19 protein-coding genes are annotated in these 20108 nt (G+C 60.8%); 14 read left to right on the top strand and 5 right to left on the bottom strand.

Annotated features, from left to right (window positions below; all coding sequences use genetic code 11):
• The first annotated feature begins 122 nt into the window (after window positions 1-122).
• The 6 genes from CKO25_RS10160 (at window position 123) to CKO25_RS10135 (ending at window position 7336) form a co-directional block, all read left to right on the top strand.
• The gene (locus CKO25_RS10160) at window positions 123-1295 is read left to right on the top strand and encodes a cation diffusion facilitator family transporter (RefSeq protein ID WP_200387824.1); all 1173 of its coding nucleotides are present in this window, start codon (window positions 123-125) and stop codon (window positions 1293-1295) included.
• Between the two features lie 551 nt (window positions 1296-1846).
• Window positions 1847-3250: a glutamate--ammonia ligase gene (gene glnA / locus CKO25_RS10155; protein ID WP_200387823.1), complete on the top strand. Its 1404-nt coding sequence runs from the start codon at window positions 1847-1849 to the stop codon at window positions 3248-3250.
• A 129-nt stretch (window positions 3251-3379) separates the two neighbouring features.
• On the top strand, window positions 3380-3907 hold the full coding sequence (locus CKO25_RS10150) for a DUF4124 domain-containing protein (RefSeq protein ID WP_200387822.1): 528 nt from the start codon (window positions 3380-3382) through the stop codon (window positions 3905-3907).
• A gap of 396 nt (window positions 3908-4303) precedes the next feature.
• Window positions 4304-5386 (top strand): nitrogen regulation protein NR(II), encoded by a 1083-nt coding sequence (gene glnL / locus CKO25_RS10145; RefSeq protein ID WP_200387821.1) that lies wholly within the window; start codon window positions 4304-4306, stop codon window positions 5384-5386.
• Complete coding sequence (gene ntrC / locus CKO25_RS10140) at window positions 5379-6806, top strand: nitrogen regulation protein NR(I) (RefSeq protein WP_200387820.1); 1428 nt, start codon at window positions 5379-5381, stop codon at window positions 6804-6806. Before glnL ends, ntrC begins: the two co-directional genes overlap by 8 nt.
• Before the next feature lie 131 nt (window positions 6807-6937).
• Window positions 6938-7336, top strand: coding sequence for a hypothetical protein (locus CKO25_RS10135; protein ID WP_338115105.1), 399 nt, complete (start codon window positions 6938-6940; stop codon window positions 7334-7336).
• 151 nt (window positions 7337-7487) lie between these two features.
• Here CKO25_RS10135 and CKO25_RS10130 read toward each other — a convergent pair whose 3' ends face one another.
• Window positions 7488-7712 carry a hypothetical protein gene (locus CKO25_RS10130; RefSeq protein ID WP_200387818.1) on the bottom strand — a complete coding sequence of 75 codons (225 nt, stop codon included), beginning with the start codon at window positions 7710-7712 and terminating at the stop codon, window positions 7488-7490.
• 182 nt (window positions 7713-7894) lie between these two features.
• Between CKO25_RS10130 and CKO25_RS10125 the strand changes: the two genes are divergently transcribed.
• Window positions 7895-8383, top strand: coding sequence for a tRNA (cytidine(34)-2'-O)-methyltransferase (locus CKO25_RS10125; RefSeq protein WP_200387817.1), 489 nt, complete (start codon window positions 7895-7897; stop codon window positions 8381-8383).
• Window positions 8384-8473: 90 nt separating this feature from the next.
• Here the strand turns inward: CKO25_RS10125 and CKO25_RS10120 are convergent, their stop codons facing one another.
• From CKO25_RS10120 to CKO25_RS10105, 4 genes are all read right to left on the bottom strand, one after another.
• Window positions 8474-9472: an NAD(P)H-dependent glycerol-3-phosphate dehydrogenase gene (locus CKO25_RS10120; protein WP_200387816.1), complete on the bottom strand. Its 999-nt coding sequence runs from the start codon at window positions 9470-9472 to the stop codon at window positions 8474-8476.
• An 8-nt stretch (window positions 9473-9480) separates the two neighbouring features.
• Window positions 9481-9981, bottom strand: coding sequence for a protein-export chaperone SecB (gene secB, locus CKO25_RS10115; RefSeq protein WP_200387815.1), 501 nt, complete (start codon window positions 9979-9981; stop codon window positions 9481-9483).
• 191 nt (window positions 9982-10172) lie between these two features.
• A complete protein-coding gene (locus tag CKO25_RS10110) occupies window positions 10173-10601 on the bottom strand; it encodes a rhodanese-like domain-containing protein (RefSeq protein ID WP_200387814.1) in 429 nt (142 codons plus the stop codon).
• Window positions 10602-10770: 169 nt separating this feature from the next.
• Complete coding sequence (locus CKO25_RS10105; protein WP_200387915.1) at window positions 10771-11139, bottom strand: ArsR/SmtB family transcription factor; 369 nt, start codon at window positions 11137-11139, stop codon at window positions 10771-10773.
• Between the two features lie 212 nt (window positions 11140-11351).
• Between CKO25_RS10105 and CKO25_RS10100 the strand changes: the two genes are divergently transcribed.
• The 7 genes from CKO25_RS10100 (at window position 11352) to gspG (ending at window position 20094) form a co-directional block, all read left to right on the top strand.
• Entirely contained in the window at window positions 11352-12632 is a 1281-nt protein-coding gene (locus CKO25_RS10100; RefSeq protein WP_242467542.1) for a murein hydrolase activator EnvC family protein, read from the top strand.
• A 401-nt stretch (window positions 12633-13033) separates the two neighbouring features.
• Window positions 13034-14395, top strand: a complete 1362-nt coding sequence (locus tag CKO25_RS10095) for a S41 family peptidase (protein ID WP_200387813.1) — start codon at window positions 13034-13036, stop codon at window positions 14393-14395.
• A gap of 58 nt (window positions 14396-14453) precedes the next feature.
• Window positions 14454-15020: a DJ-1 family glyoxalase III gene (locus CKO25_RS10090; RefSeq protein WP_200387812.1), complete on the top strand. Its 567-nt coding sequence runs from the start codon at window positions 14454-14456 to the stop codon at window positions 15018-15020.
• A gap of 209 nt (window positions 15021-15229) precedes the next feature.
• Complete coding sequence (locus CKO25_RS10085; RefSeq protein WP_200387811.1) at window positions 15230-16273, top strand: MraY family glycosyltransferase; 1044 nt, start codon at window positions 15230-15232, stop codon at window positions 16271-16273.
• A 94-nt stretch (window positions 16274-16367) separates the two neighbouring features.
• Window positions 16368-18236 carry a type II secretion system ATPase GspE gene (gspE, locus tag CKO25_RS10080; protein WP_200387810.1) on the top strand — a complete coding sequence of 623 codons (1869 nt, stop codon included), beginning with the start codon at window positions 16368-16370 and terminating at the stop codon, window positions 18234-18236.
• Between the two features lie 117 nt (window positions 18237-18353).
• Complete coding sequence (locus CKO25_RS10075; protein WP_200387809.1) at window positions 18354-19559, top strand: type II secretion system F family protein; 1206 nt, start codon at window positions 18354-18356, stop codon at window positions 19557-19559.
• 106 nt (window positions 19560-19665) lie between these two features.
• Window positions 19666-20094, top strand: coding sequence for a type II secretion system major pseudopilin GspG (gspG, locus tag CKO25_RS10070; protein ID WP_200387808.1), 429 nt, complete (start codon window positions 19666-19668; stop codon window positions 20092-20094).
• Window positions 20095-20108 lie beyond the last annotated feature (14 nt).

Raw genomic sequence — 20108 nt, 5'->3', positions numbered from 1 at the left:
CAGAGCGCAGGCGACTGCTCAATCGCACCAACCTCCAACGTCGAATTGGATCAGCTGCGAGTTGGAAGATTCAGATCCTTCGCGCCAACGAGCCGACTCGACACCAAGCGTCGGTTGATGGCATGAACGAACCAGTTGATCGATCCGCCTTACGTCATCAAGCCGTGACGCGGACGGCCATCGTTGGAGCCATCCTCAACAGCCTGCTCGCCGCCGTGAAGATCGTCGTCGGCGTCCTGGGCCAATCCCAGGCCCTGGTCGCGGATGGGATCCATTCGCTTTCGGATCTGCTCTCGGACTTTCTCGTCCTGATTGCCGGGCGTCGTGCCAGCCAGGGTCCGGATGGTGACCACCCTTACGGTCATGCCCGTTATGAGACCGTCGCGACACTCCTGCTTGGTCTCCTCTTGATTGCGGTGTCCATTGGGATCGCCTGGGATGCGGTTCATCGTCTGTTCGATCCTCAGGCCCTGCTGCAACCGGGAATCTTGACCCTCGCCGCGGCCCTGCTGTCCATCCTCGTGAAGGAATGGCTCTACTGGTGGACACTCGCCTATGCCAAGCGGGTCAAATCCGATCTACTGCGTGCCAATGCTTGGCACCATCGCACCGATGCCGTCTCCTCTGTCGTCGTGCTGGTTGGGATCGCGGGGACCATGGCGGGCTTGGTCTATCTCGACGCCGTGGCGGCGGTGGTGGTCGCGGTCATGATTGCCAAGATTGGGTGGGATTTGGGCTGGAATGCGATCCATGAATTGGTCGACACCGGGCTTGAATCCGATCGTCTCAACGAGGTGAGGGCAACCATTCGCTCGGTTGGTGGGGTCCGCGATGTTCACATGCTGCGCACACGTCGTTACGCTGGGCAGGTCTCGGCCGACGTGCATGTCCTCGTCGATCCCTTCGTTAGCGTTTCCGAGGGCCACATGATCAGCCTCCTGGTCGAGCATCGGTTGAAGCGCGACATCGATGAGATCACCGATGTCACGGTTCATATCGATCCGGAGGACGACGATCGTGTACCACCCACACTCGCGTTGCCCCTACGCGCAGAGGTATTAGCGCGGTTGGCGTCCCTTTGGTCGGCCGTTCCCGAGGCGAATGAACGCGAGCGGGTCGTCCTGCATTATTTGGCGGGGAAGATTGATCTCGAAGTCCATTTCCCGATCGCGGCTTGTCTGCGTCAAGGCGCTGACGTGTCGCGCTTGCGCAAACTCCTCGCTGATGCGCTGAAGGACGATGCGCGTTTCGGTGAGGTGCGTGTCTTATTTTGTGATGCGAGCACGAGTACCTAAAGGCGTTGGACGCGCACTGCCGCACGGAGGGAGGTGCGGGGTTTGCGAGACCCGGAACCTGGAACGACCGTCGTCATGTTTGCCCTAGTTTGGTGCGTTGGCGGTTGTAAATGAATTATTTTAGTGCGCGCGTTTGTCATCTTGGTGTCGACTAGGCGGTGGGTGCGTCCGGCATGGCGCATTGTCTCTGGCGGTCAGACGATGGTGCTTGGTTCGATGATCCGCGTCTGCAGGGTGAAACCCGCGGATCATCCGGACATCCATCCTCCGTTTTCGATTTCGCGCGTGCGCGATGCGGCTAGGTCCCACTCCAAGTTCGAGATGGCCCGTTTTATGCTTTGTCGCATCGACACTTGCGACATCCGATGTGGATTGGATCAGGTCTAGAAGGCGCCGCGTCGTCGTGCGCCAGATGATCAGGCCATCCTAACGGTTCGGTCGCGCGCATCGGGACGCCGAGCCGCCAGACAGAGAGGTTGTCCGCGGGTGCCGAACCGAGGCAGACGCGGGCAACAGTTTCGAGAACCCCAAGCCAAGCTGAGAGAGATCCTATGACAGACGTGCTGAAAATGATCAAGGACAACGAAGTGAAATTCGTCGACCTTCGTTTTACCGATACCCGCGGCAAGGAGCAGCACGTCTCCATGCCGGCCCGGGTCGTCGACGAGGATCTGCTGAAGGAAGGAAAAATGTTCGACGGCTCCTCGATCGCCGGCTGGAAGGGCATCGAGGCTTCGGACATGATCCTGATGCCTGAGCCCGACACAGCGGTCATGGATCCCTTTACGGACGAGAACACGCTGATCATCCGCTGCGACATTCTCGAACCCGATACCATGACCGGCTATGAGCGTGACCCCCGTTCCCTCGCCAAGCGGGCCGAAGCCTACCTCAAATCGACCGGGATTGCGGATACGGCGTTCTTCGGTCCAGAGCCGGAATTCTTCATTCTCGACGATGTCCGCTGGGGCGCCGAGATGAGCGGTGCCTTCTACAAGATCGACTCCGAAGAGGCCGGCTGGAACTCTGAGCGCGTCTTCCCCGACGGGAACATGGGCCATCGCCCGAGCACGAAGGGCGGTTATTTCCCAGTGCCCCCGGTCGATTCACTCAACGACTTGCGGGCCGCCATGTGTCTTGCGCTCGAGGAGATGGGAGTGCCGGTCGAGGTCCACCATCATGAGGTCGCGACCGCGGGTCAATGTGAGATCGGCACCCAGTTCGATACCCTCGTGTCCCGTGCCGACAAGAATCAAATCACCAAGTATGTGATTCAGAATGTCGCCCACGCCTACGGAAAGACCGCGACCTTCATGCCCAAGCCGCTGGTGGGCGACAACGGGAGCGGCATGCACGTGCACCAGTCGCTCAGCAAGGATGGTCAAAACATCTTCGCGGGTGACAAGTATGCGGGTCTGTCCGATATCGCGCTCTATTACATCGGCGGTATCATCAAACATGCGCGCTCACTGAACGCGCTGACCAACGCCTCAACGAACTCCTACAAGCGGTTGGTCCCCGGTTTCGAAGCGCCGGTCATGCTGGCCTATTCCGCACGGAACCGCTCGGCATCGGTGCGCATTCCCTACGTTGCCAATCCGAAAGGCCGTCGGATCGAGGTGCGGTTCCCCGATTCCACGGGGAATCCGTATCTGGCCTTTGCCGCGATGATGATGGCCGGTCTCGACGGTATCCAGAACAAGATTCATCCGGGCGATGCCATGGACAAGGATCTCTACGATCTTCCGCGTGAGGAGGCCAAGGCCATCCCAACGGTGTGCCACTCACTCGATATGGCGCTGGATCATCTCGATCAGGACCGCGAGTATCTGACCGCGGGCGGTGTCTTCACGGATGATCTGATCGACGGCTACATCGCCCTGAAGATGGGTGAAGTGACCCGCATGCGCATGACGACGCACCCGGTTGAGTTCGATATGTACTACAGCCTCTAAGCGATCACCGCAGGCATTCATCCGCCGCCCATGAAGCGGTGTGATACTGTCGACGACAAGGCCCCGAGAACCGGGGCCTTGATCGTTTGGGTTGAGCAATCACGTGGCTTCGACTAACCTTTCGAGACGATGAGAGTCCTCCTGTTCACCGCAATCGGGTTGCTGACTTCCAGCCTCCACGCCGAAGTTTTTCGTTGGGTCGACGAAGACGGCCGGACACATTTCTCAGACCGTTTGCCAGAGAATCCCTCCCTGCAGGTGGAGCGTGCCGATCTCGACACCGGGACGGCTGCTGCTCTCCTGGGGCCTGTTGCCGCTTCAGCCGAGGAGGATCTCCTCCCTGGAAGCGGACCCTATGATGCCTTTGACATCCTTGCACCCTCTCCAGGGGCCGTCCTCGTTCAGGCAACCGATACGCTCGCCATCAATGTCTTGTTGGAACCGCCCTTGCTCGATGAGCACACGCTCGAACTGGTTCTCGACGATCGCACGATTGCGGTGGAAGCCGGGGTGAGCGCATTGGAGTTAGAAGGCGTCGGGTTCGGTCCACACCAACTGCAGTTGCGGATCACGGATGCGAATGGCCAAACCATCGCATCCACACCCACTCATGATCTCGACCTTCAAGAGACGACCCCACCTGGCATCCTACGCTAGTCGCTGTTGACGACCCGACCGTCTCTGGTCTCCTCCTTCCCCCCCCTCCCGCACCCACCGAGCCTCATTCTGGTGCGTCATGGTCGCGCATCGTCAAGCCTGGCGTGATGAGTCGCTCAGGTTCTTGCCACACCCTGGACATCGGACCAGCGGGTCGCTTCATTTCAGTTCGATTCACGATGGGATCGCTCGGTCACCGAGCGCGTTCGTGCGTTGATGGCGGCTCACTAAGAGTATTGATTGGTACGATTCTCGCTTAATGAGCTGATGAAGTGATCAGGATCCGGCTGGTGTCGTCGTCAACCCAGGTTCCGACCGAGCCGCCGTACGATAACCCCCATTCGCACGTTTGCGTGTTTGGTCGCGCGATCGTCCGAGCCAGTCGATCGAATCAAGATGATTGAATTATCAGTTAAAAAATCCGATTTCGAGCGCACGGTTCTCGACCACATGAACACCGCCGCGCTGCTCTTCGACAACGCATTGAGCCTGCTTTACCTGAATCCAGCGGCGGAGATGCTGTTCGAGGTCAGTGCACGTCACATGTTGGGGCAACATGCGTCACAGATCCTGCCCTGCCCGGATGCGGATGTCGAGGGGCGGCTGCGTGCGGCGCTCGCGTCACGTCACCCGTTCACTGAGCGCGAGGTCAATGTCTTCGCATCGGATGGGCGCATGAAGACCGTGAATTGCACGATTCTGCCTTTGCACTATTTTAGTGCGGAGGTTCAGTTGTTGGTCGAACTCACTCAGGTTGATCGACAACTTCGGATCACCAGGGAAGAGCAGCTTTTGTCGCAACATCAGGCCACGCGCACCATGATCAGCGGGCTGGCGCATGAAATCAAGAATCCATTAGGAGGTTTGCGCGGCGCGGCACAACTGCTGGAACGGGAACTCGCCGATCCTGAGCTGCGCGATTACACCCGCATCATCATCGATGAAGCCGACCGTTTGCAGGATCTCGTCGATCGAATGGCCGTGCCCAATCGCTCGCGACGGTGTGGTCCCGTGAATGTCCATAACGTCTTGGAACATGTGCGGGGATTGATCAGCGCCGAATATCCGCTCGGCCCAAGTGTCTCGCGAGACTACGACCCCAGTATCCCCATCTTTGAGGCCGATCAGGATCAGTTGATCCAAGCCTTTCTCAATCTCGCGCGCAATGCCGCGGCGGCGGCGGGCACCGCCGGGCACATCGAATTTAAAACACGTGTTCAGCGCCAATTCACGATTGGCCATTGCCGGCACCGACTCGTGCTCAAGGCGCAAGTCCAGGACAACGGAGCGGGTGTGCCCGATGAGATTAAGGATCAAATCTTCTTCCCCATGGTCTCGGGCCGACAAGGCGGCAGTGGCTTGGGTCTGGCGATCGCTCAGGACTTGATCCATCAGCATGATGGTCTGATCGAATGTCAAAGTCGTCCTGGCGAGACGATCTTCTACGTTTATCTGCCGTTGGAGAAGGTCCATGACTAGAGAGCCCAAGGTTTGGGTGATCGATGACGACAGATCCATCCGCTGGGTTCTCGAACGCGCCCTGCGCAAGGCCGAAATGCACGTCACCTGTTTTTCCAATGGAGTTGGAGTCATGGAGGCTCTCTATCGGGAACAACCGGATGTCATCATCACGGATGTGCGGATGCCGGGACTCGATGGACTCGACCTCTTGCGCCAGATCTCAGCACGCTATCCCAACCTGCCCGTGATCATCATGACCGCGCACTCGGATCTCGACAGTGCCGTGTCCGCTTTTCACGGGGGGGCATTCGAGTATCTCCCGAAGCCGTTCGATATCGACGAGGCCGTCAGCCAAGTCAACCGGGCGTGCCGCCGAGGACAGAGTGAACGCACGGAAGAGGTGGTGATCCATCAGTCGCCGGACATCATCGGTGAAGCCCCGTCGATGCAGGAGGTCTTTCGTGCGATCGGTCGACTGGCACGCTCGAACATCACCGTGCTGATCAATGGCGAATCCGGAACGGGCAAGGAACTGGTGGCCCGCGCCCTACATCGTCACAGTCCAAGGAGCGATCATCCCTTCATCGCCCTGAACATGGCCGCGATCCCACGCGATCTGCTGGAGTCAGAGCTCTTCGGTCACGAGCGGGGGTCCTTTACCGGGGCTCAGAGTCGCCGCACCGGGCGTTTCGAGCAAGCCAATGGTGGAACGCTTTTTCTCGATGAGATCGGCGACATGCCCGCGGAGCTACAGACCCGGCTCCTGCGCGTGCTCGCCGATGGTGAGTTCTATCGGGTCGGTGGTGTGGCGCCGACGCGTGTCGACGTTCGGATCATCGCCGCGACCCATCAGAACCTCGAGGAATTGGTTCGCCAGGGACGCTTTCGTGAGGATTTATTCCACCGGCTCAATGTCATCCGGATTCATTTACCGGCCCTTCGTCACCGCCGTGAAGACATCCCGCTCCTGATGCGGCATTTTCTCAGCCAAGCGGCTGTTGAGCTCAGTTGCGAACCCAAATTGCTTGCGCAAAGCGCCATCGATCTGCTGCAGCATCTCGATTGGCCCGGCAATGTCCGGCAACTGGAAAATACGGCGCGCTGGGTCACCGTCATGGCCTCGGGCAAGGAGATTCACGCCGAGGACCTGCCGCCCGAGCTCAATGCCTCCTATGCTGAATCCACGCCAGACGAACCCTGGGAGACGGTCTTTCGACGTTGGGTTCGTCAAAGCCTGAAGCAGGGGCAGGTCTCCCTGCTCGATCATGCCCTGCCGGCATTCGAACAGATCCTGATTCAGACCGCGCTTGAGCATACTGGAGGTCACCGACAGGAGGCGGCCAAGCTGCTGGGCTGGGGACGGAATACCCTGACGCGAAAAATCAAGGAACTCCAACTGGATATCGAGACGGATCCGGATGTGACCACGCCGAGCTGAGTGCCAGGTCTGACGTGATCAGGGCTGCGATTCTTGTGGGTTGCCCCAATACTCTCGCTGCGAGCCGCGGTGCGTCCGCCATGACGCTTTTTTGACTCTGGCGTTTCTATTGGAGAGCAATCACCTTGGACATGACAAGTATCGACCTCAGGGGCAGTGAAATCGACTCGATTGAGTGTCGCGAGGGGGTCTTACGCGTGCATTTTTCCCGCGCCTATCTCATCAAGACGATGACTGGATCGAAGGAGCGGACCCGTTGGTGGCAGGCTGGTGATCTGATCCTTGAGGAGGCCAGTCTGTCCTCGGGGATTCCAGCCGCTCCCTTGATCGGTCGCGGCGGGGATATCGAGGAGAACATCTATACCTATCGCGACATGATCCCCGTGCCCCTGACGAGCCGCGGCCACGCGCGTGTGTTGCTGCACTTCGAGGGCAGCGACACCTCACTCGATGCCGTTGGCACGGCGGTCAGGTTGGAGATGACCGACACCCCGAAGTACATCGAACATCTGCGTGATGAGCACGCCTAGCCCGCGAACGAGGCTCTGCCTTTCGGCGCTGTCGATCCTTGCGTAATGGGTCTTCGCTGGGATTGCGCGGATGCAGGTGGGGGGCAGCTGGAGCGAGACCGATCGAGCGAGCAGGCTCGATCGGTGGGGATCGGTCAGGAGGTCAACCCCGTCACAGGCGTGACGAACCGACGATTTCATGGGCGATATCGACCACGCGGTTGGCCATGTCCATGTATTCCTGCCGGTAGCCAACCAGTAATCCCTCACTTGGTGCCCAGTAATCCTTCCCCGTCACGCCGTGCTCGCGCTCGTGTTCGATGAACTGTTTCTGCATCTCGAGCATTTTGTTGATGAGATCTTGCTTTTCTTGTTTTAGCGCAGCGATATCGCTCATAGTCTGGTCCCCCAGGGGAGATGGCCGCGATGGCGCGGCGATGTTAGAAGTTACCGAATTCTTAATATAGCATGCGTCATTGAGCAGGGGTCAACCGCTGGCCCACTGGGTCAATGTCGGAAGAGGCCTGAGCCGCGCTGGATGGCGCGTGCGTGGGCGTTGTTAGAGTCTAAGGACCAGTCATGTTCGATGTCATCCTCTACGAGCCCGAGATTCCGCCAAATACGGGGAATGTGATGCGACTCTGCGCCAATGCCGGCTTACGGTTGCATCTGATCGAACCGTTGGGATTTCGTCTCGAGGATCGCCGCTTGCGTCGAGCCGGCCTTGACTATCGGGAATGGGCGCAGGTGCGGGTACACCCTGATTGGGTGACAGGTCTCGCGGCCATCAGCCCCCGGCGCCTGTTCGCGCTCACGACACGCGGGCTCACGGCCTATACGCAACCTCGCTTCGAACCGGGTGATGCCTTTCTCTTTGGTCCCGAAACGCGTGGTCTACCAACGTCGCTGCTCGAGACCATTCGCCCTACCTACCGGCTGCGCATCCCCATGCAGCCCGAGAGTCGAAGCCTGAATCTGGCGAACGCGGTCGCCATCGTCTTGTTCGAGGCCTGGCGCCAACAGGATTTCGCTGGCGCGGTTCTCGGAACCGCGGCCAAGGGGCCTTGACGGTTCCGTCTGGCGGCGATCCGACAGTGCCGCCTGTGCAGGGCCAGGGACCCCAGGACACAGGTCGAGAGCGATGAGTCGACCGCCGCTTCAGCCAAACTCGGCTTTCGGCTCGCGCTCGAGCAAGGTCTGTGTCGCGGTCTCGGGCGAGACGGCCTCGTAGAGGACCCGATAGACTTGCTCACTAATGGGCATCTCGATCTTCAGGCGCGTCGCGAGCCGATGCATGGCCAGTGCCGTCACCACCCCCTCCACCTCCTGACCAATGACGGCTTGCGCTTCGGCCAGACTGGCCCCGCTGGCCAGGGCGAGACCCAATCGTCGATTTCGGGATTGATCATCGGTACAGGTCAAGACCAGATCGCCGATCCCTGCCAGCCCCATGAAGGTCTCCTTGCGACCACCTAGGGCATCGCCGATGCGAATCAACTCGGCTAGGCCGCGCGTGATGAGTGCGGCCCGGGTATTGGCGCCAAAACCGAGACCGTCAGCAATCCCGGTTGCGATCGCGAGCACGTTCTTGGCGGCGCCGCAGACCTCGACGCCAACGATATCGGAGCTGGTATAGGCGCGAAACCGTCCTCCATGCAGGAGTCGGGCGATGCGCTCCGCGAAGCCGTGATCGGCACAGGCGACGGTCACGGCCGTCGGAAGCCCATGGGCGACCTCGAGTGCGAAACTCGGCCCGGAGACGACCGCCAACGCCCGCTCGCCCAGCACGGACTGTGAGACCGTGTGCAGCAGCTCTCCGCTAGCGGGATCCAAGCCCTTGGTCGCCCAGGCCACGCCGAGATCCGGGGGAAGGTGGCGCGCGGTCTGTTCGGCAACCTGCCGAAAGGCATGGCTCGGTACCACGATCAGGCAGTCGCTCGCGCCCTCAAGGGCGTGCGCCAACGAGGGTGTCGGGACCAGTTCGGCGGGGAGAGGGACGCCCGGAAGAAACAGGCGATTTTCCCGATCGCGCACCAGGGCCTCGACCTGTTCGCGCTCATGGCCCCAGAGACGAACCCGATGACCGTTGCGACACAGCAAGATCGCGAGTGCCGTGCCCCATGAACCGGCGCCAAGGACGGCGATCGTGGCACCCATGCGGTGGCTCAATGTGGTTTCGGCGCAGCCGCCTCCTCGTCCTTGGCACGTTGCAGCGCCTCTTGTTGATGCTGGGCGTAGAGGGCATCGAAGTTGACGTGCTGGAGAACCAATTGAGGGAAGCTTCCCTTCGAGACGAGGTCGGTGATGGCCTCACGCGCATAGGGGAAAAGCAGATTGGGGCAGTAGGCACCGACCATGGCCCCCATTTCCTGGTCATTGAAGCCGCTGATACCGAAGATTCCGGCCTGTTGGACCTCGACGATGAAGGCGGTTTTCTCGGCGAGCTTCGCCGAGACCGTGACGGAGAGCACCACCTCATAGAGATCGCTTTGCAAGGCATTGACCTTGGTGGCGACATTGAGTTCGTGTGCCGGCTTCCACTCACCACGAAAGACGTCGGGGGCATTCGGGGATTCGAAGGAGACATCCTTGATGAAGATGCGCTGCACCGAGAATTGGCGCTCCGGCGTGGATTGTCCCGGTTGACTGTGATCTGGCTCTGCCATGGGGGGATCTCCTGATCGGGTGATTGAAGCTCGGAACCGCGCCAACACGAACCCAAGCGTAGGACGACAGGACGCAACAGGCATCCGGGACCGTCGGTGCGGGCGGGGCACTCACCCCTTGGTCACCACCGCATGAATCCTGCGCGCTGGCGTGCGTGCTCGGTGTTCTAGCCGCTGTGATTCCCAGCGGGTCAGCGCTTCTTGCGCGTCAGCGGCAGGCTCGCCGCCTCCCAGCCCATGATGCCGCCACGCAGGTTGAAAACCTGTTCGAAACCTTCCTTGCGCAACTGCTGACAGGCGATCGAGGATTGAGCACCAGAACGACAGTTGACGATAATCGGCTTGGTCTTGTGCTTGACGAGCGTTCCGATCTGATTCTTGAAACCATTCATCGGGATATTGATGGCGTTGATGATGTGTCCTTTCGCATAGTCCGCGGCGGGACGTACATCGACGACGATCGCATCTTGATGGTTGATCATTTCGGTCGCCCCCAATGGCTCGACGCTGCCTTTGCCGCCAACGATGATGTTGTGCGTCAGCAGGCCGACGATGACGGCCAGGGCGAGGAAGAGGTACCAGTGGTTACCAATGAATTCCAGCAATTGGTCTAGCAACATCGCTTTGCGATCTCATGACGGGGGCAGTACCGGATCGGCCTGAGCAGTGCTTGCTCAAACCACCGAACGCAGGATCTGGGTCGTGCGTCCGCGTCTGCCCGGGGAATGTTCAAGGGGACGCAGTATAAGGAGGCAAGCCGCGAACGTCATCCGCCGCATGCGTGATCAGTCAGTGTGCGTGACTGCAAAAGACCTCACGCATCATCCCGATCAATTGCAGCGTTCGACCATCGCTGACGCGGTAGTACACGCGGTTGGCATCCTTCCTGGAGGCCAGGATACCCTTGTCGCGCAGGATCGCGAGATGTTGGGAGATGTTGCTCTGTGAGGTGCCGACGTGATCCACGATCTCCTGCACACTGACCTCTTGGTCACCCAGGGTGCAGAGGATCTTCAGGCGCAGCGGATGTGACATCGCCTTCAACGACCGCGACGCGCGCTCGATGTCGGCATCATCGGCAAAGAGATTGATTTCGCCACGCTCGTCCAACGGGTCGTTCAGGACCGGGCGGGTCGATTGACTGAGGTTGCTCACCATCGGATCCTGTTCGATCAATTTATCACTATACAATAATAAACTCTTCCGGTCTGCTTGCGAAGAGCATGCGCCGATCCTGTCATGTCCAGGATCCGGAAATCCGCTCGACTGCTCAGGCTGGACGCGACACCTTGCGCGAATCCCCGAGATCCCCCGGGGCTGGCGTTTATAATCGACGCCAGACCGAGTCTAACCAGACCTCGAGAACGATCTTGCCTCATGCCGTTGGACAACCGCGCCAGACACGCCTGCCCTTGATCCAAATGCCGATGCCCGCCGCAGCACATGAGCGTCTTCCCCCCCCGCGCTCGCTCTTTCTCATCCTGACGCTCACCATGATCTGTGCCGTCATAGAGGCGGGGTGGGCGTCCGATGAGGTCTTGCGGGCTCGGACCAAGGATCTGCAATCGATCGAACAGCAGGTCGAGTCATTGGGTGAGGCCTTGACGGCGCGGCAGGCGGATCGACAAGCGCTGATCGAGGAGCTCGAGCGGCGAGAACGGGAGGTCGCGGTCGCGTCCTTGCGGGGTCGTCAGTTGGAGCAAGAACTGACCGAGCAGAACCGCGTTGCCGAGGCCTTGCGCGTGCGCCATCTTGAGGAGCACGAAGCACTCGATCGCGAGTTGGACATCTGGTCCGACTTGATCCGTACGGCGTACGTGATGGGGCGAGCGGATCGCTTGCGATTGTTCCTGAATCAGGAGGATACCGCGAAAGCAAGCCGGATTTTATCGTACTTTGCCTATCTCAATCAGGAACAATTGCGGCGTGTCGCAGCGATTCAGGTTCGTGTCGAGCGTCTCACGCGCTTGGCGCACGATGCCGAACGCGAAGCCTCGCGTTTGGTCGAATTGGCACGCGAGCAGGACCACGCACGACAAGGCTTGGAGGCGGCGCGTGAGCAACGTGCCGCGGTCTTGGCTGAATTGGAAGCCAGCATCACGGAGCATAGCGGCAGTCTCGAGGTTCTCGAACGCGATGCCGAGTCCCTGCGGTTGCTGGTGCTGCATCTGCAACAGCGCGCGCAGATTCACGCTGAACTCGCGATCCAGCGCGAACCATTTCATACGCATAAGGGTCATTTGAATGCGCCCCTCTTGCATCCCGAAGTGCTCGTCGCCTTCAATACCCCGAAGGAGGACTCGGAGCTGCGCTGGGACGGTGTTCTCCTGGCCACGCGGGTCGGCGAGGAGGTGCGGGCCATCTACGACGGGCGGGTGCTGCACGCGGACTGGATGCGCGGGTTTGGCATGGTGTTGGTCTTGGATCACGGCGAAGGGTATATGTCGATCTACGGCCATAACGACGTCTTATTGAAAGAGCCGGGCGAATGGGTCTCAACAGGCGACGTGATCGCTCTGTCGGGCAACAGTGGCGGGCGTGACGTGCCCGGGCTCTATTTCGCGATTCGCCACGAGGGCCAGCCACAGGATCCGGCCGCTTGGTGCGGCGGACTCGACCGGTTCGGTGTGCCGCCTAAGGTGTCGGGATGAGGTGACTCGCGCCGAGGCGCGCTTAGGCGAGGCATCGGTGTGTCGGGTCGCTTTGCGGATTGCGGGAACGGAGCACACACATGCGGATCGAATCAATCGGCCGTGACCGGTGCGAAAGACAAGAGGCCCCTTGAGTGAGAGTGAGCGCGCGGCCATCGCCCCCAGCTTGAACGAACAGCCAGAAGGAGCAGCCGGACGTGCAATGCGCGCGATCATCCCTACCTTGCTTCATATGGTTAAAGCATCGAAGCGTTCGAATACACTGACCGGCTGATCGGCCGCGAGCCAAGCCCTGTTGATGCGGGTGGTCAGGGTCAGCATCCTGCGCAGACTGCCACGGGCCACCAAGACACGTCCTCACAACGACGACGTCCTCATTACAAACCGACTGTGACGCCAACATGCATGCAATCACACCAGCCTTCATCCCGATTGGCCCCCGCCACCTGCTCCTGGGCGCGACGCTCGCGACGAGCCTGCTGGGGTTGGTCGCCTGGGTCCCGAGCGCTGTCGCCGAAACGGCTCCAGATCGCTCCGCGGAGGCATCCAAGCCGGCAGGGAATGATCTCCCGCTCTCCGACCTGCGGGCCTTCGCCGAGGTCTTCGGACGCATTAAGGACGAGTATGTCGAGGGTGTTCAGGACAAGGCACTGCTCGAGGGTGCCATCCGCGGCATGCTCTCGAGTCTCGATCCGCACTCGGCGTATCTGAACAGCGAGGAATTCCGCGATCTCCAGGTCGGCACCAGTGGCGAGTTCGGCGGTCTCGGGATCGAGGTCGGAATGGAAGATGGCTTCGTGAAGGTGATCGCGCCGATCGATGACACCCCGGCTCAGCGTGCTGGGCTGCAGGCTGGCGATACCATCATGCGCATCGATCAAAAGCCCGTGAAGGGGCTCAGCCTCAACGAGGCGGTCAATCTGATGCGTGGCGCGCCGGGGACCGAAATCGAACTGACGGTGATGCGCGACAGCGCCGAACGTCCATTCGATGTCACCATTGAGCGAGCGGTCATCCAGGTTGCGAGCGTGCGCAGCCGGATGCTCGAGCCGGGTTTCGGTTATGTTCGCGTCTCGCATTTCCAGGCCCGAACCACCGAGGATGTCATCAAAGCGGTCGAGGCGTTGAAGGCGGAGCATGACGGGGCGCTGAAAGGGCTCGTGCTCGATCTGCGCAACAATCCGGGAGGGGTTCTCAACAGTGCGGTGGGCGTCAGCGATGCCTTTTTGACCGACGGCTTGATCGTCTACACCAAAGGCCGCCAACAAGAGAGTCAGCTCCAGTTCCAAGCCGGCCCCGACGACGTTCTGACGGGTGCGCCGATCGTGGTGCTCGTCAATGGGGGAAGCGCCTCGGCCTCCGAGATCGTCGCGGGTGCGCTGCAGGATCATCAGCGCGCCATCGTCATGGGTCACCCAACCTTCGGGAAAGGCTCGGTTCAGACCATCGTGCCGATCGACGAATCCACCGCACTGAAATTGACGACCGCGCGCTACTACACCCCCTCGGGTCGCTCGATCCAGGCGCAAGGGATCGTGCCGGATATCATCCTGGAGCGGGGTGAGTTCACACCGCTGTCATCGAGCGAACTGCGTGCCTTGAAGGAGGCGGACCTGATTCGACACCTTGAAGACGAACCACTGTCGTCAGCAGTCGATGAGACCGAGGACAGGGTGTCCTTGGTGGCCGAGGATTTCCAATTGTCCGAAGCACTGAATGTGCTCAAGGGTTTGAATATTCTTGGGTCATTCAATCAGCGATGAGCATCCGCCCCGCCTGGCGTGCGGTCTCTTCGCGATCGATATGAAGGGCAGATAGACCATGCCGACTGTTCTCATCCCCCTTGCCCAGGGCTGCGAGGAGCTTGAAGCCGTCACTTTGATCGACCTCCTGCGCCGTGCCGCCATCGAGGTGGTGACCGCGGGGCTCGATGCGCGGCCAGTGCGCGCCAGCCGGGGCACCGTCCTGATTGCGGACACCCAACTCGACGACCTTGCTGATCGTCTGTTCGATCTGGTCGTCCTGCCAGGCGGCTTGCCGGGTGCGGACCATTTGGCTGCCGACACGCGGATCATTGCCCTGTTGCGCAGACACCAGGCGGCGGGTCGTTACATCGCCGCCATCTGCGCCGCGCCCAAGGTGCTTGCCACGGCAGGACTCTTGGAGGGTCGCACAGTCACTCACTATCCCGGGGCAATCGATCGATCAGAGTATCCTGGCGTGCGTTTCAGCGATGACCCCGTGGTCGTCGATGGAACCCTGGTGACCTCACGCGGCCCTGGAACAGCCCTGGATTTCGCTTTGCAACTCATCGACCTCTTGTGTGGTGAAGACGTGCGTGATCAGGTCGAGAAGGCCCTGTTGCGACCACGGTTGCCGGCCACTTGAGTCGACTGTGCCAATCTGGGACGGTTATTCGCCAACCTTTGCGCGTCGCGGGGTCCGCTGCACCGCCACGCGCTCTGGTGCGTCGACTGGGCTGGAAGACGTGACCTGCGCGCCCATCGCAGACGGCTCGGGGTGTCGCCGATCGCATCCCGATCGCATTCCGAGCGATTGCGTGATGCCCGCGAGTCCATGACAAGGATCATCAACCCATGTTCGATTCGCTCATGCCGCCGCTCCTTGCAACCGGCACAGCCTTTTGCGTCAGTGTCTTGCTCACGCAATGGTTGGCTGGTCATGGCGTGCGCTTCAGTCCGATCGATCACCCGAACGCGCGCTCACTCCATAGCGTCCCGGTGCCCCGCAGTGGGGGCCTCGCGGTCCTCGCCGGGGTCCTCTGCGCGCTGCTGCTCCTGGGTGTTCTCGCGCGCTCGTTCAGCGAGTTGGCCTGGATCCTGGCGGCGCTGATCCCGGTCGCGGCCATGGCCCTGCTGGATGATTTTGGCGGCGTCTCGCGGCGGCTGCGACTGCTGGCGCAAGCCAGCGCGGCTCTGCTCCTCTTCGTCGGTCACTTGCGGTGGCAGATGCTCGAATTACCAGGCTGGACCCTCACTTGGCCAAGCGCCGTGGCACTGGCCGCCACCCTCGTCTACGTCATTTGGCTGATCAACCTTTATAACTTCATGGACGGCATGGACGGCCTCGCCGGCGGCATGGCGGTCTTCGGTTTCGCCGCCTTCGCCATCCTGGGCTGGAGCGGCGGCGAACCCCTGTTCGCCTTCGCGGCGGCGAGCATTGCCCTCGCGGCGGCAGGTTTTCTGAGCGCCAATTTCCCGCCTGCCCGCATCTTCCTCGGCGACGCGGGTTCCTCGAGCCTTGGTCTGCTGGTCGCTGCCTTCTCACTCTGGGGCAGCGCTCTTGGCCTGTTTCCGCTGTGGAGCGCATGGCTGCTCTTCTCGCCCTTCATCCTGGATGCCACCTGGACCCTGTTGGCGCGCCTGATCCGCGGCGAACGGATCTGGGAACCCCATCGTTCACACCATTACCAACGTCTTGTTCTCGCCGGATGGAGCCACCGTCGCACTCTGATGCGGGCCTATGTCATCATGGCCACGGTGGCGGCTTGCGCGGTTGCTTCACCGCGCTTGCCGGTTCACGAACAATGGATGCTGATCGGCGCCTGGGCGGTCATCTACGCCATGATTCACGTGAAAGTCCGGTTGGTCGAGCGGGCTGACGCGCCGGCCTCGAATTGACGTGATGGCCCCCGCGTGGTGGTGGAAGAGGGGCGCGGTATGATCCACTGGCCGGTGACTGCCGCTTTGTTCGATCGAGACCGGAGCACGACCCATGCATGACGACGCGATCCTCGACGCCATCCCGCGCATCACCGCGAAACGCGATGATCACGAGATCCTTGCGCCCGTGGACGCGCCCCCCGCGACGGACTCCGCCGCAACCCGCGCCATGGCCGATGACGCCGTGCCCGAAACCCCGCCGGTCGTTCTCGACGATGACCCGGAGTGGGCCGCGGCACGTGCGGTGGTTGCACATCTGCAAGCCGCGGGGAAGCTCTCATTAGGTGACCTCGCACGCGCGCGTCGACTGGCCGATGATGCCGGTGAGCCCTTGTTGCCCATGCTGGTGCGCCTCGGGCTGATCTCCGAGCGTGACATGGCGCAAACGATCTCCGAGGTCATGAATCTGCCGCTCGGGGAAGCGGCTCTCTTTCCCTCCGAGCCGGTGCGCGAGGACGTCTTCAGTTTTCGTTTCCTGAAAGATGCGAAGATCTTGCCGCTGTCCGAAGACGCGGAGTCGATCAAGGTGGCCTTCGCCCATCCCCTCGATGCGTTTGCGATCGCGGCCATGCAGATGGCCGGGGGCAAACCGATCCAAGCCTATGTCGCATTGCCGAGCGAGATCGAGCGCGCCCTCGAACGGCTGTACGAAAAGGTCGAGGAAGCGCCGACGGCCGCCGACAGCACGATGGGGGATTTCGATGAGGAAGACATCGAGCACCTGAAGGATCTCGCGAGTGAAGCTCCAGTGATCCGAATGGTGAATCAACTCATTCAGAAGGCCCTGGAGTCCCGCGCCTCGGACATTCATATCGAACCCTTTGCCGATGAACTGAAGGTGCGTTACCGCGTCGATGGGATCCTGCGGGAGGTCGATGCACCGCCGGTGCGTTCCACGGCCGCGGTCATTTCACGCGTGAAGATCATGGCAAAACTCAATATCGCCGAGCGTCGTTTGCCGCAAGATGGGCGCATCCCGATCCGCATCCAGGGACGAGAACTGGATCTGCGGGTCTCGACGGTGCCGACGATGTTCGGAGAGAGCGTCGTGATGCGTTTGCTCGACAAGCAGAGCGTGCGTTTCGATCTCGATGCGCTCGGCTTCGATGGGTCACCAAGGCGGCGGTTGAGAGACATCCTGGAGAAGCCCTATGGCATCTTCTTGGTGACGGGCCCGACGGGCTCTGGCAAGAGCACCACGCTCTATACCGCCCTCAGTCGTATCAATACCGAGGAGCGGAAGATCATCACGGTCGAGGACCCCGTGGAGTATCAATTGGCGGGGATCAACCAGATCCAGGTCAAGAGTGCGATCGGGATGACCTTCGCGAGCGCCCTGCGTGCCATCGTTCGGCAGGATCCCGATGTCATCATGGTCGGTGAGATGCGTGACCTGGAAACGGCGCGAATCGCGGTTCAATCCGCGCTCACCGGCCATGTCGTGCTCTCGACACTGCACACCAACGATGCGGCGAGTGGCGTGACTCGGTTGCTTGAAATGGGCGTCGAGGACTATCTGCTCACCTCAACGATCAATGGCATCCTGGCACAGCGACTGGTGCGCAAGCTCTGCCCGCATTGTCGTGAGCCGTATGCCGCGCTGCCAGAACTGGCGGCGCGATTCGACGTCCTTGGGGTAACACACAGTGACCTGGAACTCTATCGACCGATCGGTTGCGACGCCTGTAATGGCACGGGATACCGCGGCCGCCTCGTCATCACCGAGGTGCTCTTGATGACGGACACGATTCGCAAGGCGGTTCTCAGCCATGCCACGGCAACCGAGATTCGGCGCATCGCGGTGACCGAAGGCATGGAGACGATGTATCTGGATGGCCTGCGCAAGGCCCTCGATGGACGCACCACGATCGAGGAGGTCTTGCGGGTTGCCGAGGGAGGCGATGCCAGCATGAGTGATTGAGCCATCTCCCATGGCAGAGGCACGCCAAGTGGGGGGCGTGCGGTGCGCGGTGACCGCGGACGCGCCTTGTCCGCGGCACCTTCAAGAGCCGTTGAGCGGCCGTAGCGAGGATCCGGGTTGCCGAAATTCTTTTACAAAGCAGTGAAGCTCGACGGTGAATCGATCGAAGGCGAACTCGAGGCCGCCGACGAGGCCACGCTCGTTCGTCAGCTGCAATCACAGGGCCTGATCCCGATCGAGACGCGCTCCTCGGTGGGACTCCGGGCGCGTTTCGCACGGGTGCGCCGCCGCCTGAGTCAAAAAGAAATCAGTATTCTGACGCGCGAGCTGGCGACCTTGCTCGAGGCTGGGATGACCCTCGACCGCTCGCTGCAGATCTTGGTCGACCTCAGTACCGAAGAGCACCTCGTCAGGGTGCTGGCGGACTTGCAGGAGCGGGTCCGTGGTGGCGCGACCTTCTCCGGCGCACTGGAGATGCAGGATGGCCAATTTCCGCGTCTTTACGTCAACATGGTGCGCGCTGGGGAGGCGAGCGGCGCCCTCAATCAGGTGCTCGACCGCCTTGCTGATTATCTCGAGCGGCTCGCCGAACTGCGTCAGACCGTCACCTCTGCCTTGGTCTATCCCTCCATCCTCTTGGTGGTTGCCGGATTGTCCGTGATCATGTTGCTGGTGTTCGTCGTTCCGCAATTCACCGTGCTCTTTGATGACATGGGCGAGGCCCTGCCGCTCCCCACTCAAATCGTGGTTGCGGCCGGAGATTTTTTGCGCGATGCCTGGTGGGCCCTGCTGGTTGCCATGGCGCTGATGGCCGTGGTGTTGGAGCGTTGGCTCCAGGATCCAGTCGTACGGGCCCGATTCGATCAGCACATTCTTGGGGTTCCACTGTTCGGTGACCTGGTCTGGAAGATGGAGACCGCTCGACTCTGCCATACGCTGTCCACCCTGCTGAAGAACGGACTGCCGTTGCTCAGTGCCCTGACCCTCTCCAAGGAAGTGGTGTCGAACCGCAAGTTGGCGGGCTTGCTCAATGAAGTCAGTGATGATCTGAAGCATGGCCGGGGACTCGCGGGACCGCTGGCACGGCTGGCGGTGCTGCCCGAACTCGCCTTGCAGATGATCCGGGTGGGAGAGGAGTCCGGCAGTCTCGATGCCATGCTCGCAAAGGTCGCGAGCATCTACGATCGGGAGACGCGCACGAGCGTGCAGAGTATGCTGACCTTACTCGAGCCGATCCTCATCATTGGACTCGGCGTCATCGTGGCCGGCATCATCATGTCAATCCTGTTGGCCATCCTCGGGGCCAACGAACTGGTGTTCTGATCCGTGGTCGGATCCATTGGATCGCGTCGCGATCCGTACATCTCTGGCTCCACGAACGGTGTTCGAGTGGCGCATGCTTTTTCATCAGAGACTGTCGAGTCGATCTATGTCCTCTATTCAACTCTACCGAACCCGCGGGTTCACCCTCGTTGAGCTGCTCGTGGTGTTGGCGATTCTTGGGCTACTGGCGGGTCTCGTCGGCCCGCAGGTCATGAATTTTCTAGGTTCATCGAAAACCAAGACGGCCAAGCTGCAAATCGATAATCTGGCAGCCACTCTCGACATGTATCGCTTGGAGGTGGGCCGATATCCAACCCAGTCGGAGGGCCTGCAAGCGCTTGTCGAACGACCACCCAATGTCGCGAACTGGAACGGCCCCTACTTGCGTAAGGGGGATGTCCCGAAGGATCCATGGGGATTCGATTACAACTATCGGTTCCCGGGCGAACACGGGCCCTTCGATATCTGGTCCCTCGGGGCGGACAATCGAGAGGGGGGCGAGGGTGAGAATGCCGACATTCTGAGCTGGGAGTGACCTGACCATCAGAC

Source organism: Thiocapsa imhoffii (assembly GCF_016583985.1).
Lineage (GTDB): Bacteria > Pseudomonadota > Gammaproteobacteria > Chromatiales > Chromatiaceae > Thiocapsa > Thiocapsa imhoffii.
This window is presented reverse-complemented; position numbering and strand designations above follow the sequence as displayed.